Below are 18,925 nucleotides of genomic sequence, written 5' to 3'. Positions count from 1 at the left end.
GCCGGCTGCCATGCCGGCGTTTTTGTTTGTTTTCCGCTGCCGCATGCCCGGAGCAGGCTGCCATCAGGCGCTGTCGCGCTAAATGAATCCGGTCAGCGGTACACGACGTGGCGCAGCAGCACGAATGTCACCAGGGCCAGGCCACCTTCCACCAGCGGCTTGGCGAGCCACGTGTACTGCAGCCCCACCGCATGGTCGACCGCCGTCACCAGCAGGGTGCTGGCCGCGGTGAGCAGAATCCAGAGCAGGAAGAAACGCGCGAAGCGCTTCCAGCCCAGGCGCTGTTGGCCGGCGGCAGCAAAGGTATAGCGGCCATTGAGCCAGAAGCCGAGCAGCATGCCGGCCAAACGGCCGACGATGTTGGCAGGAGCGACCGGCAGCCCGAGTGCGGTGCTTCCCACGAACACCAGCCAGTCCAGCAGCAGCTGCACCAGGCCGATGACGATGTATGCGCTGCCCTGGCGCAGGAGGGTCATTGCCGAGGCTTCCCGATGACGCTGCGCAGGGCCTGTTCGACGCCAAGCAGACGATGCACGGGTTGCCGCGGTTCGCTGGCTACATCGAAATTGAGCCAGGACAGCAGCATCTGCATACCCACGATGATGGGCAGGCCGGCGATCATCACGGTACCCGCAGTGGCCGGTACACCACTGTCGGCTGAGAGGCACCACCGCCACAGGCCAAATATGCCGCCGCCGGCCAGTAGAACGCTGCCAAGCAGCAGCTCTACGCTGGCCAGCGAGAAGCCGCGTATGCCGTAGCTGTAAAGCAGGCGACGCAGGGTGTTGCGCAGATGCCCCAGCAGGAACGGGCCAAGGATGCGTAACGGGCTCAGGCTGCTGGTTTCGTCTTCATAGCGGGCGCGCATCGGTACATCGATCACCACGGCACGCACCTGGTTGAGGTGATACAGCAGGTCCGATTCGAAGAAGTAGCGCTTTGCGATCCGCTCGAGCTCCAGCTCGTGCAGTACTTCACTGCGGATCGCCGTGTAGCCGTTGGTCGGATCAGCGATCTGCCAGTATCCGCTGGACAGCTTGGTCATGAACGAAAGTGCCGCATTGCCGGCCAGGCGCACCCAAGGCATGCCGCGCACGAAGCCGACGCGATGGAAGCGGTTGCCCTTGGCGTAGTCCGCGTGGCCGGACAGAAGTGGGCTGGCAAAGCGGGGAAGCAGGCCGGCATCCATCTGCCCGTCGCCGTCGAGCTTGACCACCACATGGGCAGGTGTCTGCAGCGCGTGCTGGTAGCCGGTCAGCGTGGCACCACCCACTCCCTGGTTCTGCTCGTGATGGACCACGATGACGCGCGGATCGGTGCAGTGTTCGCGAATCCAGGCGCCGCTTGCCTCGGGACAGGCATCATCGACGGCGATGATCCAGCCCACTTCCGGTCCGATGCCGGCGATGACCTGCAGGATATGCGTGCGCACGCGATAGCACGGGATCACCACCGCAATGCGCGGCGAGTCGTCGGGCCGGACCGCTGTGGTGGGGCTGGTCGGAGGGGGGATGTTCATCGCGATGGCTTTCCTGGAGGCGCCGGGAGGCTCCACCACTGGCGGCCGCCGGCTTCTTCGCGCAGGTGGGCACCTGCCAGCTCAAGTGCGAGTTTCTGTGAGGGTGTGAGCGCTTCACCGCGGAGGATGACGTGCCTGACCTGCTGTTGCTGCAGCATGGCGAGCCAGCGCTTGCCGCTGGGATCCAGCTCGGCGTTGGCGGCGGCCGCCTGCAGGCTGGGCGAGTACCAGCTGATCGTGCGCCCACGGGTACCGAATTCGGCGAAGAACGGGTCACCCGGATCCAGCAGCAGCACGGTGCCCTCGTCTTCACCCGACGCACGGATGGCTGCGGCCAGTGTGCGTTCGGGTGCAAAACGCTGGAACAACGGAGCATCGCGGCCAGCCGCCTTCAGCGTGTCCTTCAACGCTCCGCTACGCAGCATCCAGTAGCCGGTGGATTGGAAGCTGACATTGAGCACGCACAGCGCCACCAGCAGTCCAATGAGAGGCCGGCGCAGGGGACCGGCGCCGAGCGACGCCACGGCGACCACGCACAGCAATGCCATGCCAGGATAGGCGTAGCGCAGGTACTGGATCGGCAACAGCGGCAGGGCCAGCACGGCCAGTGCCACCAGTGCCGCCGCGCGAGTTGGCGGACGCAGCACGGCCAGCAGCCACAGCCCGGCCAAGCCGATCAGGACCACGCCCGCCGCACCATCGTGCGATTCGAAGTAGCGCGATGAATGGAAGGTCAGTGCCCACGGCAGGTCGGGACCGAAGCCGATCTTGTACTTCAGGTCGATGAAGTTCGTCGGAGCGAAGTAGGGAGACTGGAAGATGCCGTTGAACAGCGGCAGCACCGGATTGCCAGCAATCCACTGCGCGAACACGTAGTTGGCACCACCGACCAGCAGTCCTGCCAGCAGCACCAGGCCGATGCGCGGCAACGACGGCCACGGATGGCGGATCAGGGCCCAGGCCAGGACAGGGAGTGCCATCACCGCACTCATCGACTTCATCGCCAGCAGTCCACCGGCCAGCACCGCCAGCAGCATCCAGTTGGACAAGCGGCCATCACGGGGCGCGGCAGCCAGCGCACACATCCAGAGCAGCACCGCAGCGGTTGGCAGCTCGGTCTGCATGCCACCCGCCAGGCCGGCGGTCAGCGGCAGGCTGGCTACCATGGCAACCGCCAGCCAGCGCAGCAGCACGCTCGCGCCGAGCTGCGCCGCAAGCTGCCAGGCGCCCGTGGCCAGCAGCAGCAGCCAGATCGCGTTGACCGGGCCACGTGATTCAGCCCCTGCGATTACCTGTGGTACTGCCTGGATGATATCCGTCGCCCAGGGCGCCAGCGCCCAGATCTGGTGCTGGGGAACCGGTTGATAGACGCCTTGTTCCAGCAACTGCCATGGCAAGCGCAGATGGTAGGTGAGGTCGTCGTACTGCAGGGTCGGCAACCAGCAGGCGGTACTGGCCAAGCCCACCACCAGCACAGCGAAAGCGGCGCTGCGCGGCGCGTCCGCCACGGACTGCCGCCACTGCGCCACGCCGGCCCGCAACGATGACCACAGCAGCGAACGGCGCCAGATCACCACGGCAAGGCCCACCGGCAGATAGACCCAGCGGAAATGGATCGGAACCAGCAGGGTCCACCCCAGCACTGCCGAAAGTCCCAACAGGCCAGCCATCGCCTGCAGGGCCAACGGGCGCTGCACGAACAGCGCCTGACCGATCACGATCGCAACCAGCAGCAGCAAGACCGTTGCCAGTAGCGGAAATACACCGGTGAACAGGGGGAGCAGAAGTATCCAGAGCACCGCCAGGCCGCTGGCCATGGACCAGCCACGCAGGCGCCGCATCAGCCATGCCAAGGCGCAGGTCAGCAGACCCAGTGCGACCAGTTCACCGAAGCGACCCGATGGCAGGCTCTTGAGCAGTGGCGTGATGGCCAGGCCGATGAGCAGCAGGAGTGGGCCCATCCAGGGCAGCAGATTGAGAAGTCGTTCCTTCAAGGAATTCACGGTTCACGTCAGGCAGGGAAAGAGCTCGGCTATCCTATCAGCCAGTCCTCAGATTGCCGCCGCTGCGTGGCCCCTCTCCATGACCCAACCCCTGCACGTGATCATCCTCGCAGCTGGCGCCGGCAAGCGCATGAAGTCGTTGCTGCCCAAGGTACTGCAGCCGATTGCCGGTCAGCCGATGCTGGCGCATGTGATCGCCACGGCGCGCGAACTGCAGCCGGCTGCCATCCACGTGGTGTACGGCCACGGTGGGGACCGGGTGCGACACTACTTCGCTGACCAGCCGGACCTGTTGTGGGCTGAACAAGCGCAGCAGCTGGGTACCGGCCACGCCGTTGCCCAGGCCATGCCGGAGGTGCCCGATGCCGCGCAGGTGCTGGTGTTGTACGGCGATGTGCCCTTGATCCGTGCGCAGACCCTGCGCGACCTGCTGGCGCAGCCGGGCCGGCTGGCCGTGCTGGTTGCCGATGTCGAGGATCCAACCGGCTATGGTCGCGTGCTGCGCGATGCCGAAGGCAAGGTAGGGGCGATCGTCGAGCAGAAGGACGCCGATGACGAACAGCGCCGGGTGCGCATCATCAACACCGGCATCATCACTGCCGAGTCGACCGCGCTGCGCCGTTGGCTGTCACAGCTGTCCAACAGCAACGCACAGGGCGAGTATTACCTGACCGATGTGTTCGCCTTCGCCGCCCGTGAGTTCACTCCGGCGGAGATGGCCCTGGTGGCCGATGCGCAGGACGCGGAAGGCGCGAACGATCCATGGCAGCTCTCGCAGCTGGAACGCGCCTGGCAACGCCGCGCAGTGCGTGCGCTGTGCATCCAGGGCGCGCGCGTGCGGGATCCGGCGCGGGTGGACATCCGCGGTGAAGTGATCGTCGGCAGCGACGTGATGATCGATGTCGACGTGATCCTGGAAGGCAAGGTGGTGCTCGGCGATGGCGTCACCATCGGTCCGTTCACCCGGCTGAAGGACGTCACGCTCGGCGCGGGCACAGAGGTGCGCGCGCACTGCGATGTCGAAGGTGTCGTCAGCGAGGGGGCGGCACAGATCGGCCCGTTCGCGCGCCTGCGCCCCGGTACCGTGCTGGCCGATGGCGTGCACGTGGGCAACTTCGTGGAAACCAAGAAAGTCACCCTGGGGGTGGGCAGCAAGGCCAACCACCTGACCTACCTGGGCGATGCGGTGATCGGCAGCAAGGTCAACATCGGTGCGGGCACCATCACCTGCAACTATGACGGCGTGAACAAGTCGACCACCACCATCGGTGACAACGCCTTCATCGGCTCCAACAGTTCGCTGGTGGCGCCGGTGCTGATCGGTGAAGGGGCGACGATCGCTGCAGGTTCGGTCATCACCCGCACTGCGCCGGACGGCAAGCTGACCGTGGCCCGTGCGCGCCAGGAAACGATCGATGGCTGGCAGCGTCCCATCAAGAAAAGCTGAGCCGAGGCCACCGCGCGTCGGCGAACTCGACGCATTGCCCCGCATCGAACAGCGTGCGGGCGAACTGCTGCGCGGGCATGAGGCGTACCCGGTGTTCGCCGGTCATGGACTGGATCTGCTCACGCTGCAGGCTGGACTGCAGCGTGACCAGCTGTGGGTCATCGACGGCGCCGATGGCAGCATCGCCGGCTACCTGCTGGGCGGTGCGCTCGACGGTGATTTCCACGTGCTGCAGATGGATGTGGATCCCGGCCACGCGCGGCGTGGTTACGGCCGAGCGTTGCTGCGGCATGCACTCGCCGAGGCCAAGGCGCTTGGCTATCCGGGGGCGGTGCTGACCACGTTGTCCGATGTTCCGTGGAATGCGGCTTTCTATGCCAGCGAAGGATTCAAGGTGCTGCCGGAGGCAGAGTGGAGCGCGGGCTTGCGAGCGGTGATGGCCGAGGAGGCCGCATTGGGATTCCCGATGCACCTGCGGGTGGCAATGCGACGGGTGCTTTAGTTTTGCTTCTTCTGTTGATTGCTGATGGTTGCTCATCTTTCATGGGTGTCACTTTTCTTTGTACGCAAAGAAAAGTAACCAAAAGAAACGTTCCGCCGGCCGCGAGCCGATGCTGCGCATCGGTGCCCTGCGCTCCTCGGCGAATCAGGGGCCGGTGCCGAACTCGCTGCGCTCAGACATCGGCACCTCTTCGCCCCTGATTCCCCTGCGGTGCTCGGCTCGCTTCAAGGCGGACCCAAGTCAAACCCCACAGCTGCACCCAGTAGATCCACGCCATGCGTGGATGCTTTTGCTTTGCTTCTCGAGTCCGCCTTGAAGCGAGCCGAGCACCGCAGGGCCGGCGAGGGCGAAGAGGCGCGGGTGTCTGAGCGAAGCGAGTTCCCGCGCCGTCCCTCGACGGACCGAGGAGCGCAGGGTACCGGCGTGCGCAGCACGACGGCTCGCGGACCGGCGGCGCGTTTCTTTTGGTTACTTTTCTTTTCGCGCGAAAAGAAAAGTGACACCCATGAACAATGATCAACCTTCAGCCATCAACAGAAGAAGGAAGAACAAACCTACCCCACCGGCAACAGGATCGACACGCACAGCCCGCCGTCGGTGCGGTTCTGCAGTGACACGCGGCCACCATGCGCCTCGACGATCTCGCGGGTGAGTGCCAGCCCCAGCCCGGTGCCATTGCGCTTGGTCGAATAGAACGGCATCAGCGCATTCTGCAGCACCTGCTCGTTCATGCCCTTGCCCCGGTCCAGCACATCCAGCCGCAACCACTGCGGCAGCCGGGTCAGCTGCACCTGCACCTCGTCGTTCGGCGGATCTGCTTCGGCGCAGGCCTCGTGCGCGTTCTTCAGCAGGTTGAGCAGGGCCTGGCCGAACTGGGCGATGTCGATCCGGCTGCTCAGCTCCTCGTCGAGTTCACGCTCCATCGTGAACGGAATCTGCTGGCACAGGCTGGACAGGAACGGCGCCCAGTGCACGGTCTGCAGCTGCGGCTGCGGCAGCTTGGCGAAACGTGCGTAGCCCCGGATGAAGCCTTCCAGATGCCGTGCGCGGTCTTCAATGGTGGTGAAGATCTCCGGCAGCCGGTCGAAGCGTTCGCGCTTGACCAGTTCGCCGCCGGAGTGTGCCAGCGATGCGATCGGCGCCAGCGAGTTGTTGAGCTCGTGGCTGATCACCCGGATCACCTTCTTCCAGGTCTGCACTTCCTGCCGGCGCAGTTCGGCAGTGAGCTGGCGTACCAGCAGCAGGTCATGCGGACGGCCGTTGAGCTGGAACGCGCGGCGCGAGAGGTGATAGACCTGTTCGTCGTCCTCGTCTCCCTCCACGCCGTCTTCGTGTTCCGACTTCACCGCGAACAGACTGTCGCCGCCGCGGCCGATGGCATCGCGCAGCTCAACCGGCAGGTGCTCGAGCACGTCTTCCATGCGCTGGCCTTCCAGCTTCCAGCCGCCGTGCAGCAGCTTGCGCGCCGCCAGGTTGGAGAACACCACGCGGGAAATGCCATCGCCACCGGCAGCGATCAGCAGCATTGCCACAGGTGTGTTCTGCACCATGGTGTCCAGCAGCAGTTCACGCTGCACCAGGCCCTGGCGCTGTGCGCGCAGCACCTCGCCCAGTTCGCGGTGTGCCTGCACCAGATCACCCAGTTCGTCATTGCCGGGCCAGTAGATGCCGAAGTTGTACTCACCGTCGCGGTAGCTGCTGGTGGTTCCGGACAGCGCCCGCATCAACGAGCGCACCGGTGCGGTGGCGCGGCGCAGCGTCCACCACATCAATGACAGCAGGACGATCGTAGAGACCGTGGTCACCACCCAGCCATGGTCCATCCAGTAGGCCAGCAGCCACGGCAGCGCAGCAGACAGCGCCAGCACCGGCAGCAGGCGCAGGAACAGGCGGAAGGTGAAGGAGCGTCGTTTCATTCGCGGGGGATGCCGTGACGGTCCATGCGCCGGTACAGCGCCTGCCGGCTCAGGCCAAGTTCGTTGGCCGCCTGGGCGATGACCCCGTGGTTGCGCGCCAGCACTTCTTCGATGCGTGCGCGGTCGGGATCATTGCCGGCGCTTGGCGTCGGGCGCGGCGCAGCAGGCGCGCGTGGCAGGTTGAGATCGGCAACTTCGATGCGGTTGCCGGTGGCCAGCAGTTCGGCACGCTGGATCACATTGCGCAGCTCGCGCACGTTGCCCGGCCACAGGTGGCGCTGCAGCGCAGCGGCCGCCGTACTGGACAGCGGCTTGCCGATGCTGAGGAAATGCTCGGCCAACGGCACGATGTCGCCGGGGCGGTCGGCCAGCGGCGGCAGCGCCAGTTCCACCGTGTTGAGCCGGTAGTAGAGGTCTTCGCGGAACGTACCTTCGCGGATCATCGCCGGCAGATCGGCATTGGTCGCGCTGACCACGCGCACCTTGACCTGGCGTTCACGGTTGGAGCCCAGGCGTTCGAAGCGCCCGGTCTCCAGCACGCGTAGCAGCTTCATCTGCCCGCCCAGCGACAGGTTGCCGATTTCATCCAGGAACAGCGTGCCGCCGTCGGCCGCCTCGAACTTGCCTTCGCGCGCCTTGTTGGCGCCGGTATAGGCGCCGGCCTCGGCACCGAACAGTTCGGCCTCGATCAGTTCGGAGGGCAGGGCGCCGCAGTTCACCGCAACGAACGGGCCTTTGGCCACCAGCGAGTTGGCCTGGATGATCTGCGCGATCTTCTCCTTGCCCGCGCCATTGGGGCCGGTGATCAGCACGGGCAGCTCCGAACGCGCGACCTGGCAGGCCAGGGCGATCACCCGTTCGCTGGCGGGGTCGGCGAACACCGCGCCGCACAACGCGTACTTGTCTTCCAGTGCATGGCGCTGGCGTTGCTCGCGCTGGCGTCGCTGGTCCAGTTCGCGCCGCGCTTCGGACAGTTCCAGCAGGTTGTTGACCGTGGTCAGCAGCTTACGGTCATCCCAGGGTTTGGCCAGGTAATCGGCGGCACCGGCCTTGACCAGGTCCACCGCGCTGCTCAGGTGGGTCCAGGCCGTCAGCAGGATCACCGGCAGATCGGGGTGGCGTTCGCGGATCTGCGCGAACAGCGCCTCGCCTTCTTCGCCGGAGGTGGTGTCCTCGCTGAAGTTCATGTCCTGGATGACCAGGTCGACCGCCTGCGACTCCAGCAGCGCCAGCCCTTCGGCCGGGCTCTGCGCCAGCAGGGTGTCGATGTCGTGCAGGGAGAACAGCACGTCCAGCGCGGTTCCCACGCTGGCGTTGTCGTCGATGATGAGGATCGCGGGCATTCGGCGGCTTCTGGGAGGGCAGGGAAGCGCCGGAAAGCGTCGGCGCCGCGCACGGAAAAGGGTGGATGACGCCGGAGCTTTCGGCGCCACCCACCAAGCATAGCCAAACCGATGGCGGCGCAGGAGCCGCCGGGCCTCAGCGCCGTGGCGGAGGCGGAGGCGGGGGAGCCGGCGGTGGTGGTGGCGGCGCCAGCGCCGGGCTCCACTGGGCCACGTTCACCGGCACGGTGAGCATCCGCCCATCGCGCCGCAGCAGCAGGTAGACGGTGGCCGTCGATGCCGCCTGCATGGCATCGGCGAGCTGCTCGATCTGCCGCACCGGCGAATCGTCCACGCGCAGGATGCGGTCGCCGCTGCGCACACCGAAGCGGGCTTCCGGGCTGGCCACATCCACCCGCACCACGCCCTCGGTCGAGCGCAGCGCCAGCCGCGCATCGTCCTGGCGCCACTCCAGCGTCTGCGCGCTGCTGCTGCCGGCGAGTACCGGCAGCGGCAGGGCCAACAACACCAGCAGCAGGCCGGCGCGCATCTCACGCCCCCCGCGTGGCGACGGCAGGCGGCACGGCAGCGGCACGGCGGGCCGGGCCGAACACCGCGATCTGGCCCAGCATCCACAGCAGTACCGCGCCCAGCGGCAGGTACAGCAGCGGCATGCGCGGCAGCTCGTACATGTTCATCAGCGCCAGGTTGATGGCGTAGGCCGCCAGCATGCCCAGCACGATGCCCAACGTAGCCAGCAGGAAGTTCTCGGTCTGGAAGTAGCGCAGGATCTGCCCACGGGTGGCGCCCAATGCGCGGCGGATGCCGATCTGCTTGCTGCGCTGCTGCACCCAGAAGCTGGCCAGGCCGACGATGCCCAGTGCGGTGACCACCAGCAGCGCGATGCACACGGTAACCAGCAGGCCAACCATGGAGCGGTCGTTCTTGAAGTAGTCGGCGCGCTGTTCCTGGTAGGTCAGCTTCTCGCGCACCAGGCGGTTGGGGTCGTTGTGCTCCAATGCAGCCAGCGCGCCCTTCAACACTTCATCGCGGCGCTCCGGTGAGGTCCGCAGCATGTACGGCCCGCGGGTGAAGTCGGTACGCACCGGCAGCATCATCGACAGGGTGCTGTTGTCGTTGTAGTCGGTCGGAGTGGCCAGGTGGGCGACCACGCCGACCACATGCAGCGCCTGGTTGCCCATGTAGAACGTCTTGCCCAGCGCGCTCTGGTCCGGATACATCTTTGCAGCGACCTGCTGGTTGATGATCACCGGCGCGGCGCGGTCCGGCTTGGGATTCTTCTGCGCTTCCTCGTAGTCGATGTACTCGCTGGGCAGGAAATCGCGGCCGGCGACCAGCTGCAGGCCCAGCGTCGGCAAAGCGTTCTCGCTGAACATGTACAGCGAAACGAAGGCGGTGGGGCGTTCCTGGTCACGTTCGCGCGAGATGCTGGTGTTGCTCGAGTTGCGGCGGAACGGCAGCTGGTTGACCTTGGTCACGTTGGTCACGCCGGGGATCGCGCGCAGCGACGCGAGGTCTTCGTTGGTGCGGGCCATGGCGTTGGTCTGCTTGCCGATGCCGTTGACCCGGACCATCACCAGTTCGTTCTCGACCAGGCCGCTGGGCTGGCTGATCTTTTCCACGCGCTGGGTGACCAGGAAAAGCGCATTGCAGACGATGGCGCAGGTCAGGGCGATTTCCAGCACGATCAATGCGGCTGCGGTCTTGTGCCGGCGCAGGGTGCTGAGGATGGGGCGGATGTCCATGGGAAGTCCTCGTTCTCGTGCTTACTGCGACTTGAGCTGGATGGCCGGGGTGACCTGCATCGCGCGCCAGGCGGGCAGGAAGCCGGCAGCGATGCTGGCGAGCAGGGTCAGGCCGAGGGAGAGCAGCAGCATGCTGCCGTCCAGGTGGGCCAGCTTGGCGTAGTCCACCGGCTGCTGGCGTACCGCGTACAGGCCCAGCAGCGCCAGCCCGATGCCGAGCACGCCACCGACCACGCCCACCGCACCCGCTTCGACCAGGCACTGCAGGAAGATCTGCCCGCGGCTGGCGCCCAGTGCGCGACGCACACCGATTTCACCGCTGCGGCGCAGGAACTTGGCCAGCAGCAGGCCGACGGTGTTGACCAGACAGACACCGAGGAAACCCAGCGCCAGCCACATCTGCAGGCGCACGTCGCTGGGCACTGCATTGTTGAAGGTCAGCCACTCCATCACGCTACGCAGGCGCACGTTGGCAGGGCGTTCGAAACGGCCGGCAGCCCGCTGCTGGTCGGAATAGTTGACCAGATAGCGGCGGTAGTCCTCGGCCTTGGACGGGTCAAGCTCCACCCAGTACTGGATCCAGGTACACGGAGCGTTGATCGAATTGCTGTCGTCGTCGGGGGCGCCGTCGCGGAAGCAGTTCATGTTGCCGTTGCTGCCGAACTTCAGGTCCATCGCGGTGGACAGCGGCATCATCAGATCCTCTTCGCGGCCGTAGTTGCCCACGGTCAGGTCGAAGAAGTGCGGTTCCGGATTCCAGGTGTCCATCACGCCGATCACGCGCAGGGAATGGCCATCGACACGGACCTGGCGGCCGACACTGTCCGCACCCTGGAACAGCTTGTCGTTGATCACCTTGGACAGCACCACCACGCGGGCGCGGCCGTCATCGTCGCTGGCCGTCCAGGCGCGGCCATACAGCATCGGCACGTTGAACATCGGGAAGAAATCGGCCGAGGTCCAGCGCGTATCGATGTTGAACGGCTTCAACGTGCTGCCTTCCGGCTCGACGGTCACATCGCCGGCACTCATCATCGCCTGGCGCTCACCACGCTTCTCGCGCAGCAGCGTTTCGGCATCGAAACGGGTCATCTGGGTTTCCGGCTCTTCGCCGGTCAGGTAACCCGAGCGCGGGCGCGGATCGACCTGTACGTAGAACAGGCGGTCGCTCTTGTCCGGGATCGGATCGCCGGACAGCACATGGAACACGGTCAGCGTGGTCATCGAAGCACCGATGCCCAGCGCGATGGCCACCACCATCAGTGCGGTCAGTACCTTGTTGCGGCGGAAGCTGCGCACCGCCAGTCGGGCGTAGTAGGCGAACATGGTCGTGCCCTCACTCGTTGACGGCGACGATGCGACGCGGGGTGGCCAGCACCGGCTCGCGCACCAGGTCGGTGACCTGGCCGTCGACGATGTGTACGTTGCGCTGCGCGCGTGCGGCCAGTTCCGGGTCGTGGGTGACCATCACGATGGTGGTGCCGGCGGCGTTGATCTCCTCCAGCAGTTCCATCACCCCGCGCGCCATCTGCGTGTCCAGGTTGCCGGTCGGTTCGTCGGCCAGCAGCAGGCGCGGGCTGCCGGCCAGGGCACGGGCAATCGCCGCGCGCTGCTGCTGGCCGCCGGAGAGTTCGTTCGGGTAGTGCTTCATGCGCGAGCCCAGACCCACCTGGCTCAGCGCCTTCTCGATGCGCTCGCGGCGCTCGCCGGCACTCATCTTGCGGTAGCGCAGCGGCACGTCCACGTTGTCGAACAGGTTGAGGTCCGGAATCAGGTTGAAGCCCTGGAAGATGAAGCCGATCTTCTGGTTGCGCAGGCGGCTGCGCGCATCATCGCCAAGCTTGCTGACGTCCTGGCCATCCAGCATGTAGGTGCCGCTGGTGAAGGTTTCCAGCAGGCCGGCGATGTTGAGGAAAGTGGTCTTGCCGGAGCCGGACGGACCGGTGACGGCGACGAACTCGCCTTCCTTGACCTGCAGTTCCAGTGAACGCAGCGCGTGGGTTTCCACCTGTTCGGTACGGAAGACCTTGGCGACCGAACGCATTTCGAGCATGTACATGGGGTGTCCTCTCTCCAGGATGTATGGGTTGTCAGTTGACGGAGACGCGTTCGGCGTCCTTGAACAGGTCGCTGCCCGAGACCACGATGCGGTCCCCCGGCTGCACGCCCGACTTGATTTCCACTTCGCCCAGGCTGCTGACGCCCAGTTCGATCGGACGGCGCACCGCAGTGCGGCCATCCATCACGTACGCCACGCCGTTGCCCTGTTCCACGAACGGGCCACGCTCGACCTTCATGACATTCCTGCGGGTATCCAGCAGCACCCGCACCGACATCCGCTGGCTCTGGCGCAGGCCTTCCGGCTGGGCTGCGGCGAAGCGGACGCGCGCGTTGACCTCGCCATTGACCACTTCCGGCGACACCGCACTGATCTCGCCCGGGAACGGCTGGCCATTACCACCGGTCAACTGCGCCGGCATGCCGATCGCCAGATCGCGCGCGAAGCTTTCCGGCACCTTGATTTCGACTTCGAACTTGGACAGGTCGACCACGCCCAGCACCGGCGCGTTGGCGGCCAGGTTGGTGGACTGCACAGCCTGCACCTGGCCGACCTGGCCATCGAACGGTGCGCGCAGGGTCAGCGCATCGACCTGGCGCTGCACTTCGGCCACCACGGCCTTCTGGCGGTCGGCCAGCAAGCGCTTGTTGCGTGCGTCCAGATCCGCGCCCTGGCTCTGCAGGCGCGCATCGGTGGTGGCATTGGCCAGGCTGATGTCGGCCTTCTTGAGGGTGTCCTGGGCCTTGGCCAGATCGATCTGCGGCACCGCACCGCCATCGAAGCCGCGCTGGTAGCGCTGCAGGTCGCGGTCGGCGGCCTGGCGCTCGATGCTGGCCTGGTCGGTTTCCTTGCGCGACTTGGCACGGGCCAGGGTGGCATCGAGGTTGGCACGGCTGGCCTCGGCTTCCAGACCGGCCAGGGTGGCCTCCTCCTGGGCGAGCTTGCTGCGCAGCTCGGGGCTGTCGATGATCGCCAGCTCCTGGCCCTTCTTGACCACGTCACCTGCCACGACCTTCAGGTCGACGGTGCCGGCGGAGATCGCATACAGCACCGGGCTGTTGGCGGCGATCACGCGGCCGTCGGCGGCGATGTCGCGCACCAGGTCGCCGCGCTGCACTTCGGCCACGCGTACCCGGCTGCTGTCGAACGAGCGGCTGGCGTTGGACCAGGCATGTACGGCCCAGCCGATGCCGGCGAGCAGGGCGATGCCAGCCAGCGCCGGCCAGCGGTAACGGTGCCATGCGGCCTTGGGAGCACTGGCCGAAGCGGAGGAAACGATCTGGTCCTGGGCGGAGGTGTCGCGGATCATCGGGTTCGTGCCTGTCGGTGGTGCCAGAGTGGTGCCCTACACAAAGCACACAGCGTGCCAACTTTATTTCCTTCTCCATCAATGATTTGCAGAGGTGTCACTACTGTCCGGGTGTCCGCGGACACCTTTCCGGACACTTTCATTAAGCGGACAGGAGGGGGGGCTGGCGGACACGCAGGCTAGAATGCGCCGACCGTCTTCAAGGAAATGCGTGACATGTGTGGAATCGTAGGTGCGATCGCCCAACGGGATGTGGTGCCGGTCCTGATCGAAGGACTGAAGCGACTGGAATACCGTGGTTACGATTCCTCCGGTATCGCCGTGATCGACCATGCCGAGCGCGCTGACGTGCGCCGCGTGCGCCGCACCGGACGTGTCTCTGAAATGGCCACCGCTGCCGAGGCCGAAGGCTTCACTGCCAGCCTGGGCATCGGCCACACGCGGTGGGCCACCCATGGCGGTGTCACCGAGGCGAACGCGCATCCGCACATCAGCCATGGCGTGGCGCTGGTGCACAACGGCATCATCGAAAACCATGAAGAACAGCGCGAGAAGCTGCGCGCGCTGGGCTACACCTTCGAGTCGCAGACCGATACCGAAGTGATCGCCCATCTGATTCATCACCATCTGAAGAACGGCGATGACCTGCTGGTCGCGCTGCAGCACACGGTCAAGGAACTGACCGGTGCCTATGCACTGGCCGTGATCAGCCGTGCCGAGCCGGAACGTTTCGTCTGCGCGCGCATGGGCTGCCCGCTGCTGGTCGGTCTGGGCGAGGGCGAGAACTTCGTGGCGTCCGATGTGTCGGCCGTACTGTCGGCCACACGCAAGGTGATCTTCCTGGAAGAGGGTGACACCGCCGAGATCCGCCGTGATGGGGTGAGCATCTTCGACGGCAACGATCAGCCGATCGAGCGCGATGTGCATCTCTCCGATGTCTCGCTGGCCTCGCTGGAACTGGGCCCGTACCGCCACTTCATGCAGAAGGAAATCCACGAGCAGCCGCGCGCACTGGGCGACACCATCGAAGCGGCGATCGACGCCGGTGGCTTCCCGGCTGAACTGTTCGGCAAGAATGCCGAAACGGTGCTGTCGGGCATCGAAGGCGTGCAGATCCTGGCCTGTGGTACCAGTTATTACTCGGGCCTGACCGCGCGCTACTGGATCGAGGCCATCGCCGGCTTGCCGTGCAGCGTGGAGATCGCCAGCGAGTACCGCTATCGCGCCGCGTATGCCAATCCCAAGCACCTGATCGTGACCATCTCCCAGTCCGGCGAAACGCTGGATACGATGGAAGCGCTGAAGTACGCCAAGTCGCTGGGCCACAAGCACACGCTGTCGATCTGCAACGTGCCGGAAAGCGCGATTCCGCGCGCCAGCGAACTGGTCTGCTACACCCGCGCCGGCGCCGAGATCGGCGTGGCCTCGACCAAGGCCTTCACCACCCAGCTGGCCGCGCTGTTCCAGCTGACCGTGGTGCTGGGCAAGCTGCACGGCCGCGTTGATGCCGCACAGGAAGCGGACTACCTGGAGCAGCTGCGTTTCCTGCCGGGCAGCGTGCAGCACGCATTGAACATGGAGCCGCAGATCGCCGCATGGGCCGAGCGCTTCGCACGCAAGAGCAGCGCGCTGTTCCTGGGCCGTGGCCTGCATTATCCGATCGCCCTGGAAGGCGCGCTGAAACTGAAGGAAATCTCGTACATCCACGCCGAGGCCTACCCGGCCGGCGAACTCAAGCACGGGCCGCTGGCGCTGGTGGACGAGGACATGCCGGTGGTGGTGATCGCGCCCAACGACAGCCTGCTGGAGAAGGTCAAATCCAACATGCAGGAAGTGCGTGCGCGTGGCGGCGAGCTGTTCGTGTTCGCCGACCAGGACAGCAATTTCAACGAGTCCGAAGGCGTGCACGTGATCCGCACCCCGCGCCATGCCGGCGTGCTCAGCCCGGTGGTGCACACCATCCCGGTGCAGTTGCTGGCGTACCACACCGCATTGGCGCGCGGCACCGACGTGGACAAGCCGCGCAACCTGGCCAAGAGCGTGACGGTGGAGTAAGGCCGGACGTGGCTGGCGGGTGATGCATGCAAGGGTGGCCCATCGCGGCCACCCTTTTTCGTTTCCGTGTGGCAGGATGCGGCCACTGGGCCTGACGCATCACGGAGGATGCATGCGCCACCTTGACGTGTTCGATGGGGTGATCAACTGCGCAACAGTCGCCGCAGATCCGGACGAGGCGCAGGGGGGGCGTTCGTCAGCATCGAGGCGGCAAGGGAGTACACGCGGCGCATGTCGGGGGATAGGCGGTGCTTCATCAATACGTCCGTGCGAGGCTGCTTGAGCCTCTGTCCGCACGGTCCATGGAAGATTCAATCCGCGCGCATCGACGCGCATAACAGGGGGCGGTAGATGAAGAAGTGGCAGGTGGTTGCACTGGCAACGTCAATTGCGATGTTGTCTGCGTGTGCGAGTGTCCCGGCAGCGGACAAGGGTCAGATGGAGCTGGCCAAGACCTTCCCGGTGCCGGAGGAAGGCAAGGCAGGTGTCTATATCTATCGCAACAGTTTTGTCGGCCAGGCACTGAAGAAGGATCTCTGGATCGATGGCGAATGCCTGGGTGAGACCGCGAACAAGGTGTTCTTCTACACCCTGTTGTCCGGCAACCAGGAACATGCGATCTCGACGGAATCGGAGTTCTCGCCCAATGACATCAAGCTGCTTGTCGAGGCGGGAAAGAACTACTTCATCGAGCAGACCATCAAGATGGGGGTGTTCGTTGGTGGCGCCAAACTCACTGTCGTTCCAGAGGCGGAGGGGCGGCGCCAGGTGGCGCAGTTGAAGCTGGCCCAGAAGGGGCAATGCTCCCGATAGCATCGGGCAGGATGCGCCGGTGGTGAACCGGCGCATCCGTACATGCCGCAGCGCATGCTACGCACCGGTGTTGTCGGCGCGCTACGGGTTCTGGCATCGGTACCTCCCGCGACGGGCCGGGTCTGACCGCCTGACTTTGCAGGGTCGGGCGGTTGAACCGGCGTCGGCCATCCCCGTGCGAACTTGAGGGCGGGGCACCCACTGCATTCAGCGCCGGTTTCAGGCCGGGTGCGATTCTCGGAAGTGTCGAAGGTTCCTACGACGTACTGTCCCATCGATGCCGCTAGTGACCGATGGACGCAGTCGTAGAATCAAGTTGACCGAGATCCGGGTTGAGCCGTTGAATCCGCCTCGTTCGCGTTGCAGCACCTAGCCCGCCTGCTGGCGAAATGCCAGATCCGGCAAAGTGCGCCAGACGTGCGCTGAAGGGTCTGTTCCCGGGGAGGGGGCGAATCGGCAGAGCACACTTTTTTGACTTGAGTGACCTGCACCAGGAAACAAGAATGAACGTCCGCGAGCTCCTGCAATCCAAGAAAGAAGCTGTCATCACCATCGACACGGAAGACACGATCGGTGCCGCCGCGCACAAGATGAGCGCGAATAAAATCGCCGCACTGGTAGTGATGAAGGATGATGCCCCGGTCGGCATCATTTCCGAAAAGGACATCGTCCGCAGCCTGGCCGATGATGGTCCGCAGGCTGGCCGACGGGTGATTTCCAGCCTACCGTCCACCGGCCTGGAAGGCATCGCGCCGGACGCCACGTTGAAGCAGGCCATGTCCCTGATGACCTACTCGCGTCGTCGCCACCTGATGGTCACCGATGGCAACCAGCTGGTCGGCATCCTCAGCCTGGGTGACATCGTGAAGAACCTGCTGGGCGAGCTGGAGCTGGAAAAGGCCGTGCTGCAGGACATCTACATGGCGGCCCACTGAGGCCTGCGCAGTGCGATGAGACGAAGCCGGGCATTGCCCGGCTTCTTCGTTGGTAACGCCGGGCCATGCCCGGCGAGCGCGTAGCGCAGGAATCAGAAACTGACCTTGACCGAGTCGGCGCTGTAGTTCGCCGGGCCGTGGTAGACGACCTCGATGTTGTTGCTATCTGGATCGAGCACGAAGGCGCCGTAGTAGCCGGGATGGTAAGGGCGCTCGCCGGGCGCGCCGTTGTCCTTGCCGCCAGCAGCCAGCGCAGCGCTGTGGAAAGCATCGACGGTGGCGGTATCGCGAGCCTGGAACGCCAGGTGGTGGCGGCCGGTCAACTGGCCGGCGGCGGCCTCGCTGCTGGCGCTGGAAATGAACAGTTCGTCGGCCCAGAAGTAGTCATCGCCTTCACCGGCCACCGGGATGCCGATCGTGTCGAACACCGCCTGGTAGAAGCGGCGGCTGGCGGCCAGATCGCGCACGACCAGCTGGATGTGGTCGATCAGGCGGCCACGGTGCAGTTCCATCGTTTCCATACGAACCTCGCAAAAAAGGGGGGCGGAGTCGGTAGCGCCGGGCCGTACCCGGCGAGCGCGCAGCGCGGCCTGCTCAAGGCCGCCGGGCATGGCCCGGCGCTACCGGAATTGTGCCCCTTTCTGGGTCAGGCGTTGGAGATGATCTCGACCCAGTAGCCGTCCGGGTCCTTGATGAAGGCGAGGTTCTTCATGCGGCCGTCGGTCAGGCGCTTCTGGAAGGTGACGCCCAGGGCTTCGAAGCGCTGGCAGGCCGCTTCGATGTCCGGCACCGACACGCAGATGTGGCCGAAGCCGCGCGGGTCGCTGTTGCCGTCATGGTAGACCGCGCCGTCCTGGTTCTCGGTGCCATGGTTGTGGGTCAGTTCCAGCACGCCCGGCAGGCCGGCCATCCACAGGCGGCGGGTGTTGTCATCTTCCGGCACCGTGGCGCCGGCCGGAACGTAGGCCAGGAAGTACAGGCTGAACTGGGCTTCGGCGAAGTCGCGCTTGTCGATCAGCTGGTAGCCGAGCACGCGGGTGTAGAAGTCCAGCGAGGCAGTGGCGTCCTTGACCCGCAGCATGGTGTGGTTGAAGACGAAACCGGTGGTTTCGGCCGGGGCCTGGGCGGCGACGCCGGGGACATCGCGCAGGGCGGGAATGGTCATGGGGGAGGTCCTTCAGACAAGGCCGTTGCCGGCCGGATGGGCGTCATTCTACGGGCCGGCAGCTGACGGCACCGCGACGTACAATGGCCGGATCGCACCGTTCCGTCCTGATGA

Annotated in this window: 17 protein-coding genes; 5 read left to right on the top strand and 12 right to left on the bottom strand. The window is 65.5% G+C overall.

Features of this window, described 5'->3' with window-relative positions:
- Positions 1 to 92: 92 nt before the first annotated feature.
- From QP457_RS18830 to QP457_RS18820, 3 genes are read right to left on the bottom strand one after another with little or no spacing between them, the layout of a single operon-like run.
- Positions 93 to 476, bottom strand: coding sequence for a GtrA family protein (locus QP457_RS18830; protein WP_100553627.1), 384 nt, complete (start codon positions 474 to 476; stop codon positions 93 to 95).
- Positions 473 to 1,519, bottom strand: coding sequence for a glycosyltransferase (locus QP457_RS18825; RefSeq protein ID WP_205405522.1), 1,047 nt, complete (start codon positions 1,517 to 1,519; stop codon positions 473 to 475). The genes QP457_RS18830 and QP457_RS18825 overlap by 4 nt, the downstream gene beginning before the upstream one ends.
- Entirely contained in the window at positions 1,516 to 3,522 is a 2,007-nt protein-coding gene (locus QP457_RS18820; protein ID WP_286040842.1) for a hypothetical protein, read from the bottom strand. Before QP457_RS18820 ends, QP457_RS18825 begins: the two co-directional genes overlap by 4 nt.
- Before the next feature lie 79 nt (positions 3,523 to 3,601).
- Here QP457_RS18820 and glmU point away from each other — a divergent pair, with 79 nt between their 5' ends.
- Positions 3,602 to 4,969 (top strand): bifunctional UDP-N-acetylglucosamine diphosphorylase/glucosamine-1-phosphate N-acetyltransferase GlmU, encoded by a 1,368-nt coding sequence (glmU, locus tag QP457_RS18815; RefSeq protein WP_205405520.1) that lies wholly within the window; start codon positions 3,602 to 3,604, stop codon positions 4,967 to 4,969.
- Positions 4,938 to 5,471 (top strand): GNAT family N-acetyltransferase, encoded by a 534-nt coding sequence (locus tag QP457_RS18810; RefSeq protein ID WP_100553623.1) that lies wholly within the window; start codon positions 4,938 to 4,940, stop codon positions 5,469 to 5,471. The genes glmU and QP457_RS18810 overlap by 32 nt, the downstream gene beginning before the upstream one ends.
- Positions 5,472 to 6,025: 554 nt before the next feature.
- Here the strand turns inward: QP457_RS18810 and QP457_RS18805 are convergent.
- From QP457_RS18805 to QP457_RS18775, 7 genes are all read right to left on the bottom strand, one after another.
- On the bottom strand, positions 6,026 to 7,387 hold the full coding sequence (locus QP457_RS18805) for an ATP-binding protein (protein WP_205405519.1): 1,362 nt from the start codon (positions 7,385 to 7,387) through the stop codon (positions 6,026 to 6,028).
- The gene (locus tag QP457_RS18800; RefSeq protein WP_205405518.1) at positions 7,384 to 8,730 is read right to left on the bottom strand and encodes a sigma-54 dependent transcriptional regulator; all 1,347 of its coding nucleotides are present in this window, start codon (positions 8,728 to 8,730) and stop codon (positions 7,384 to 7,386) included. The genes QP457_RS18805 and QP457_RS18800 overlap by 4 nt, the downstream gene beginning before the upstream one ends.
- A 136-nt stretch (positions 8,731 to 8,866) precedes the next feature.
- The gene (locus QP457_RS18795; protein ID WP_205405517.1) at positions 8,867 to 9,259 is read right to left on the bottom strand and encodes a PDZ domain-containing protein; all 393 of its coding nucleotides are present in this window, start codon (positions 9,257 to 9,259) and stop codon (positions 8,867 to 8,869) included.
- Position 9,260: 1 nt separating this feature from the next.
- Positions 9,261 to 10,475, bottom strand: a complete 1,215-nt coding sequence (locus QP457_RS18790) for an FtsX-like permease family protein (protein WP_180165525.1) — start codon at positions 10,473 to 10,475, stop codon at positions 9,261 to 9,263.
- A 21-nt stretch (positions 10,476 to 10,496) separates the two neighbouring features.
- Positions 10,497 to 11,801, bottom strand: coding sequence for an ABC transporter permease (locus tag QP457_RS18785; RefSeq protein ID WP_180165527.1), 1,305 nt, complete (start codon positions 11,799 to 11,801; stop codon positions 10,497 to 10,499).
- Between the two features lie 10 nt (positions 11,802 to 11,811).
- Positions 11,812 to 12,534 carry an ABC transporter ATP-binding protein gene (locus tag QP457_RS18780; RefSeq protein WP_032976565.1) on the bottom strand — a complete coding sequence of 241 codons (723 nt, stop codon included), beginning with the start codon at positions 12,532 to 12,534 and terminating at the stop codon, positions 11,812 to 11,814.
- A gap of 31 nt (positions 12,535 to 12,565) precedes the next feature.
- Entirely contained in the window at positions 12,566 to 13,843 is a 1,278-nt protein-coding gene (locus QP457_RS18775) for an efflux RND transporter periplasmic adaptor subunit (RefSeq protein ID WP_205405516.1), read from the bottom strand.
- 216 nt (positions 13,844 to 14,059) lie between these two features.
- Between QP457_RS18775 and glmS the strand changes: the two genes are divergently transcribed.
- The 3 genes from glmS (at position 14,060) to QP457_RS18760 (ending at position 17,646) form a co-directional block, all read left to right on the top strand.
- Positions 14,060 to 15,898, top strand: a complete 1,839-nt coding sequence (glmS, locus tag QP457_RS18770) for a glutamine--fructose-6-phosphate transaminase (isomerizing) (protein WP_205405515.1) — start codon at positions 14,060 to 14,062, stop codon at positions 15,896 to 15,898.
- A gap of 351 nt (positions 15,899 to 16,249) precedes the next feature.
- Positions 16,250 to 16,711 carry a DUF2846 domain-containing protein gene (locus QP457_RS18765; RefSeq protein ID WP_205405514.1) on the top strand — a complete coding sequence of 154 codons (462 nt, stop codon included), beginning with the start codon at positions 16,250 to 16,252 and terminating at the stop codon, positions 16,709 to 16,711.
- A 503-nt stretch (positions 16,712 to 17,214) separates the two neighbouring features.
- Positions 17,215 to 17,646, top strand: a complete 432-nt coding sequence (locus QP457_RS18760; protein WP_049467102.1) for a CBS domain-containing protein — start codon at positions 17,215 to 17,217, stop codon at positions 17,644 to 17,646.
- Positions 17,647 to 17,738: 92 nt separating this feature from the next.
- On the opposite strand, the gene QP457_RS18755 is transcribed toward QP457_RS18760, so the two are convergent.
- Both QP457_RS18755 and gloA read right to left on the bottom strand, forming a co-directional pair.
- The gene (locus QP457_RS18755; RefSeq protein WP_205405513.1) at positions 17,739 to 18,167 is read right to left on the bottom strand and encodes a VOC family protein; all 429 of its coding nucleotides are present in this window, start codon (positions 18,165 to 18,167) and stop codon (positions 17,739 to 17,741) included.
- A 125-nt stretch (positions 18,168 to 18,292) separates the two neighbouring features.
- Positions 18,293 to 18,811: a lactoylglutathione lyase gene (gloA, locus tag QP457_RS18750; RefSeq protein WP_180165550.1), complete on the bottom strand. Its 519-nt coding sequence runs from the start codon at positions 18,809 to 18,811 to the stop codon at positions 18,293 to 18,295.
- Between the last annotated feature and the right edge of the window lie 114 nt (positions 18,812 to 18,925).

The sequence above is a fragment of the Stenotrophomonas sp. As-7 genome (genome assembly GCF_030291015.1).
Classification (GTDB): domain Bacteria; phylum Pseudomonadota; class Gammaproteobacteria; order Xanthomonadales; family Xanthomonadaceae; genus Stenotrophomonas; species Stenotrophomonas lactitubi.
The sequence above is the reverse complement of the archived record's forward strand: the minus strand, read 5'-3'. Positions and strand labels throughout refer to the sequence as shown.

Bases quoted from the DNA above. Each gene is read 5' to 3' on its own strand.
- glmU (WP_205405520.1), top strand. From the start codon at position 3,602: ATGACCCAACCCCTGCACGTGATCATCCTCGCAGCTGGCGCCGGCAAG.
- QP457_RS18805 (WP_205405519.1), bottom strand. From the start codon at position 7,387: ATGAAACGACGCTCCTTCACCTTCCGCCTGTTCCTGCGCCTGCTGCCG.
- gloA (WP_180165550.1), bottom strand. From the start codon at position 18,811: ATGACCATTCCCGCCCTGCGCGATGTCCCCGGCGTCGCCGCCCAGGCC.
- QP457_RS18785 (WP_180165527.1), bottom strand. From the start codon at position 11,801: ATGTTCGCCTACTACGCCCGACTGGCGGTGCGCAGCTTCCGCCGCAAC.
- QP457_RS18765 (WP_205405514.1), top strand. From the start codon at position 16,250: ATGAAGAAGTGGCAGGTGGTTGCACTGGCAACGTCAATTGCGATGTTG.
- QP457_RS18810 (WP_100553623.1), top strand. From the start codon at position 4,938: ATGGCTGGCAGCGTCCCATCAAGAAAAGCTGAGCCGAGGCCACCGCGC.
- QP457_RS18800 (WP_205405518.1), bottom strand. From the start codon at position 8,730: ATGCCCGCGATCCTCATCATCGACGACAACGCCAGCGTGGGAACCGCG.
- QP457_RS18755 (WP_205405513.1), bottom strand. From the start codon at position 18,167: ATGGAAACGATGGAACTGCACCGTGGCCGCCTGATCGACCACATCCAG.
- QP457_RS18760 (WP_049467102.1), top strand. From the start codon at position 17,215: ATGAACGTCCGCGAGCTCCTGCAATCCAAGAAAGAAGCTGTCATCACC.
- QP457_RS18780 (WP_032976565.1), bottom strand. From the start codon at position 12,534: ATGTACATGCTCGAAATGCGTTCGGTCGCCAAGGTCTTCCGTACCGAA.
- QP457_RS18790 (WP_180165525.1), bottom strand. From the start codon at position 10,475: ATGGACATCCGCCCCATCCTCAGCACCCTGCGCCGGCACAAGACCGCA.
- QP457_RS18825 (WP_205405522.1), bottom strand. From the start codon at position 1,519: ATGAACATCCCCCCTCCGACCAGCCCCACCACAGCGGTCCGGCCCGAC.
- QP457_RS18775 (WP_205405516.1), bottom strand. From the start codon at position 13,843: ATGATCCGCGACACCTCCGCCCAGGACCAGATCGTTTCCTCCGCTTCG.
- QP457_RS18795 (WP_205405517.1), bottom strand. From the start codon at position 9,259: ATGCGCGCCGGCCTGCTGCTGGTGTTGTTGGCCCTGCCGCTGCCGGTA.
- QP457_RS18830 (WP_100553627.1), bottom strand. From the start codon at position 476: ATGACCCTCCTGCGCCAGGGCAGCGCATACATCGTCATCGGCCTGGTG.
- glmS (WP_205405515.1), top strand. From the start codon at position 14,060: ATGTGTGGAATCGTAGGTGCGATCGCCCAACGGGATGTGGTGCCGGTC.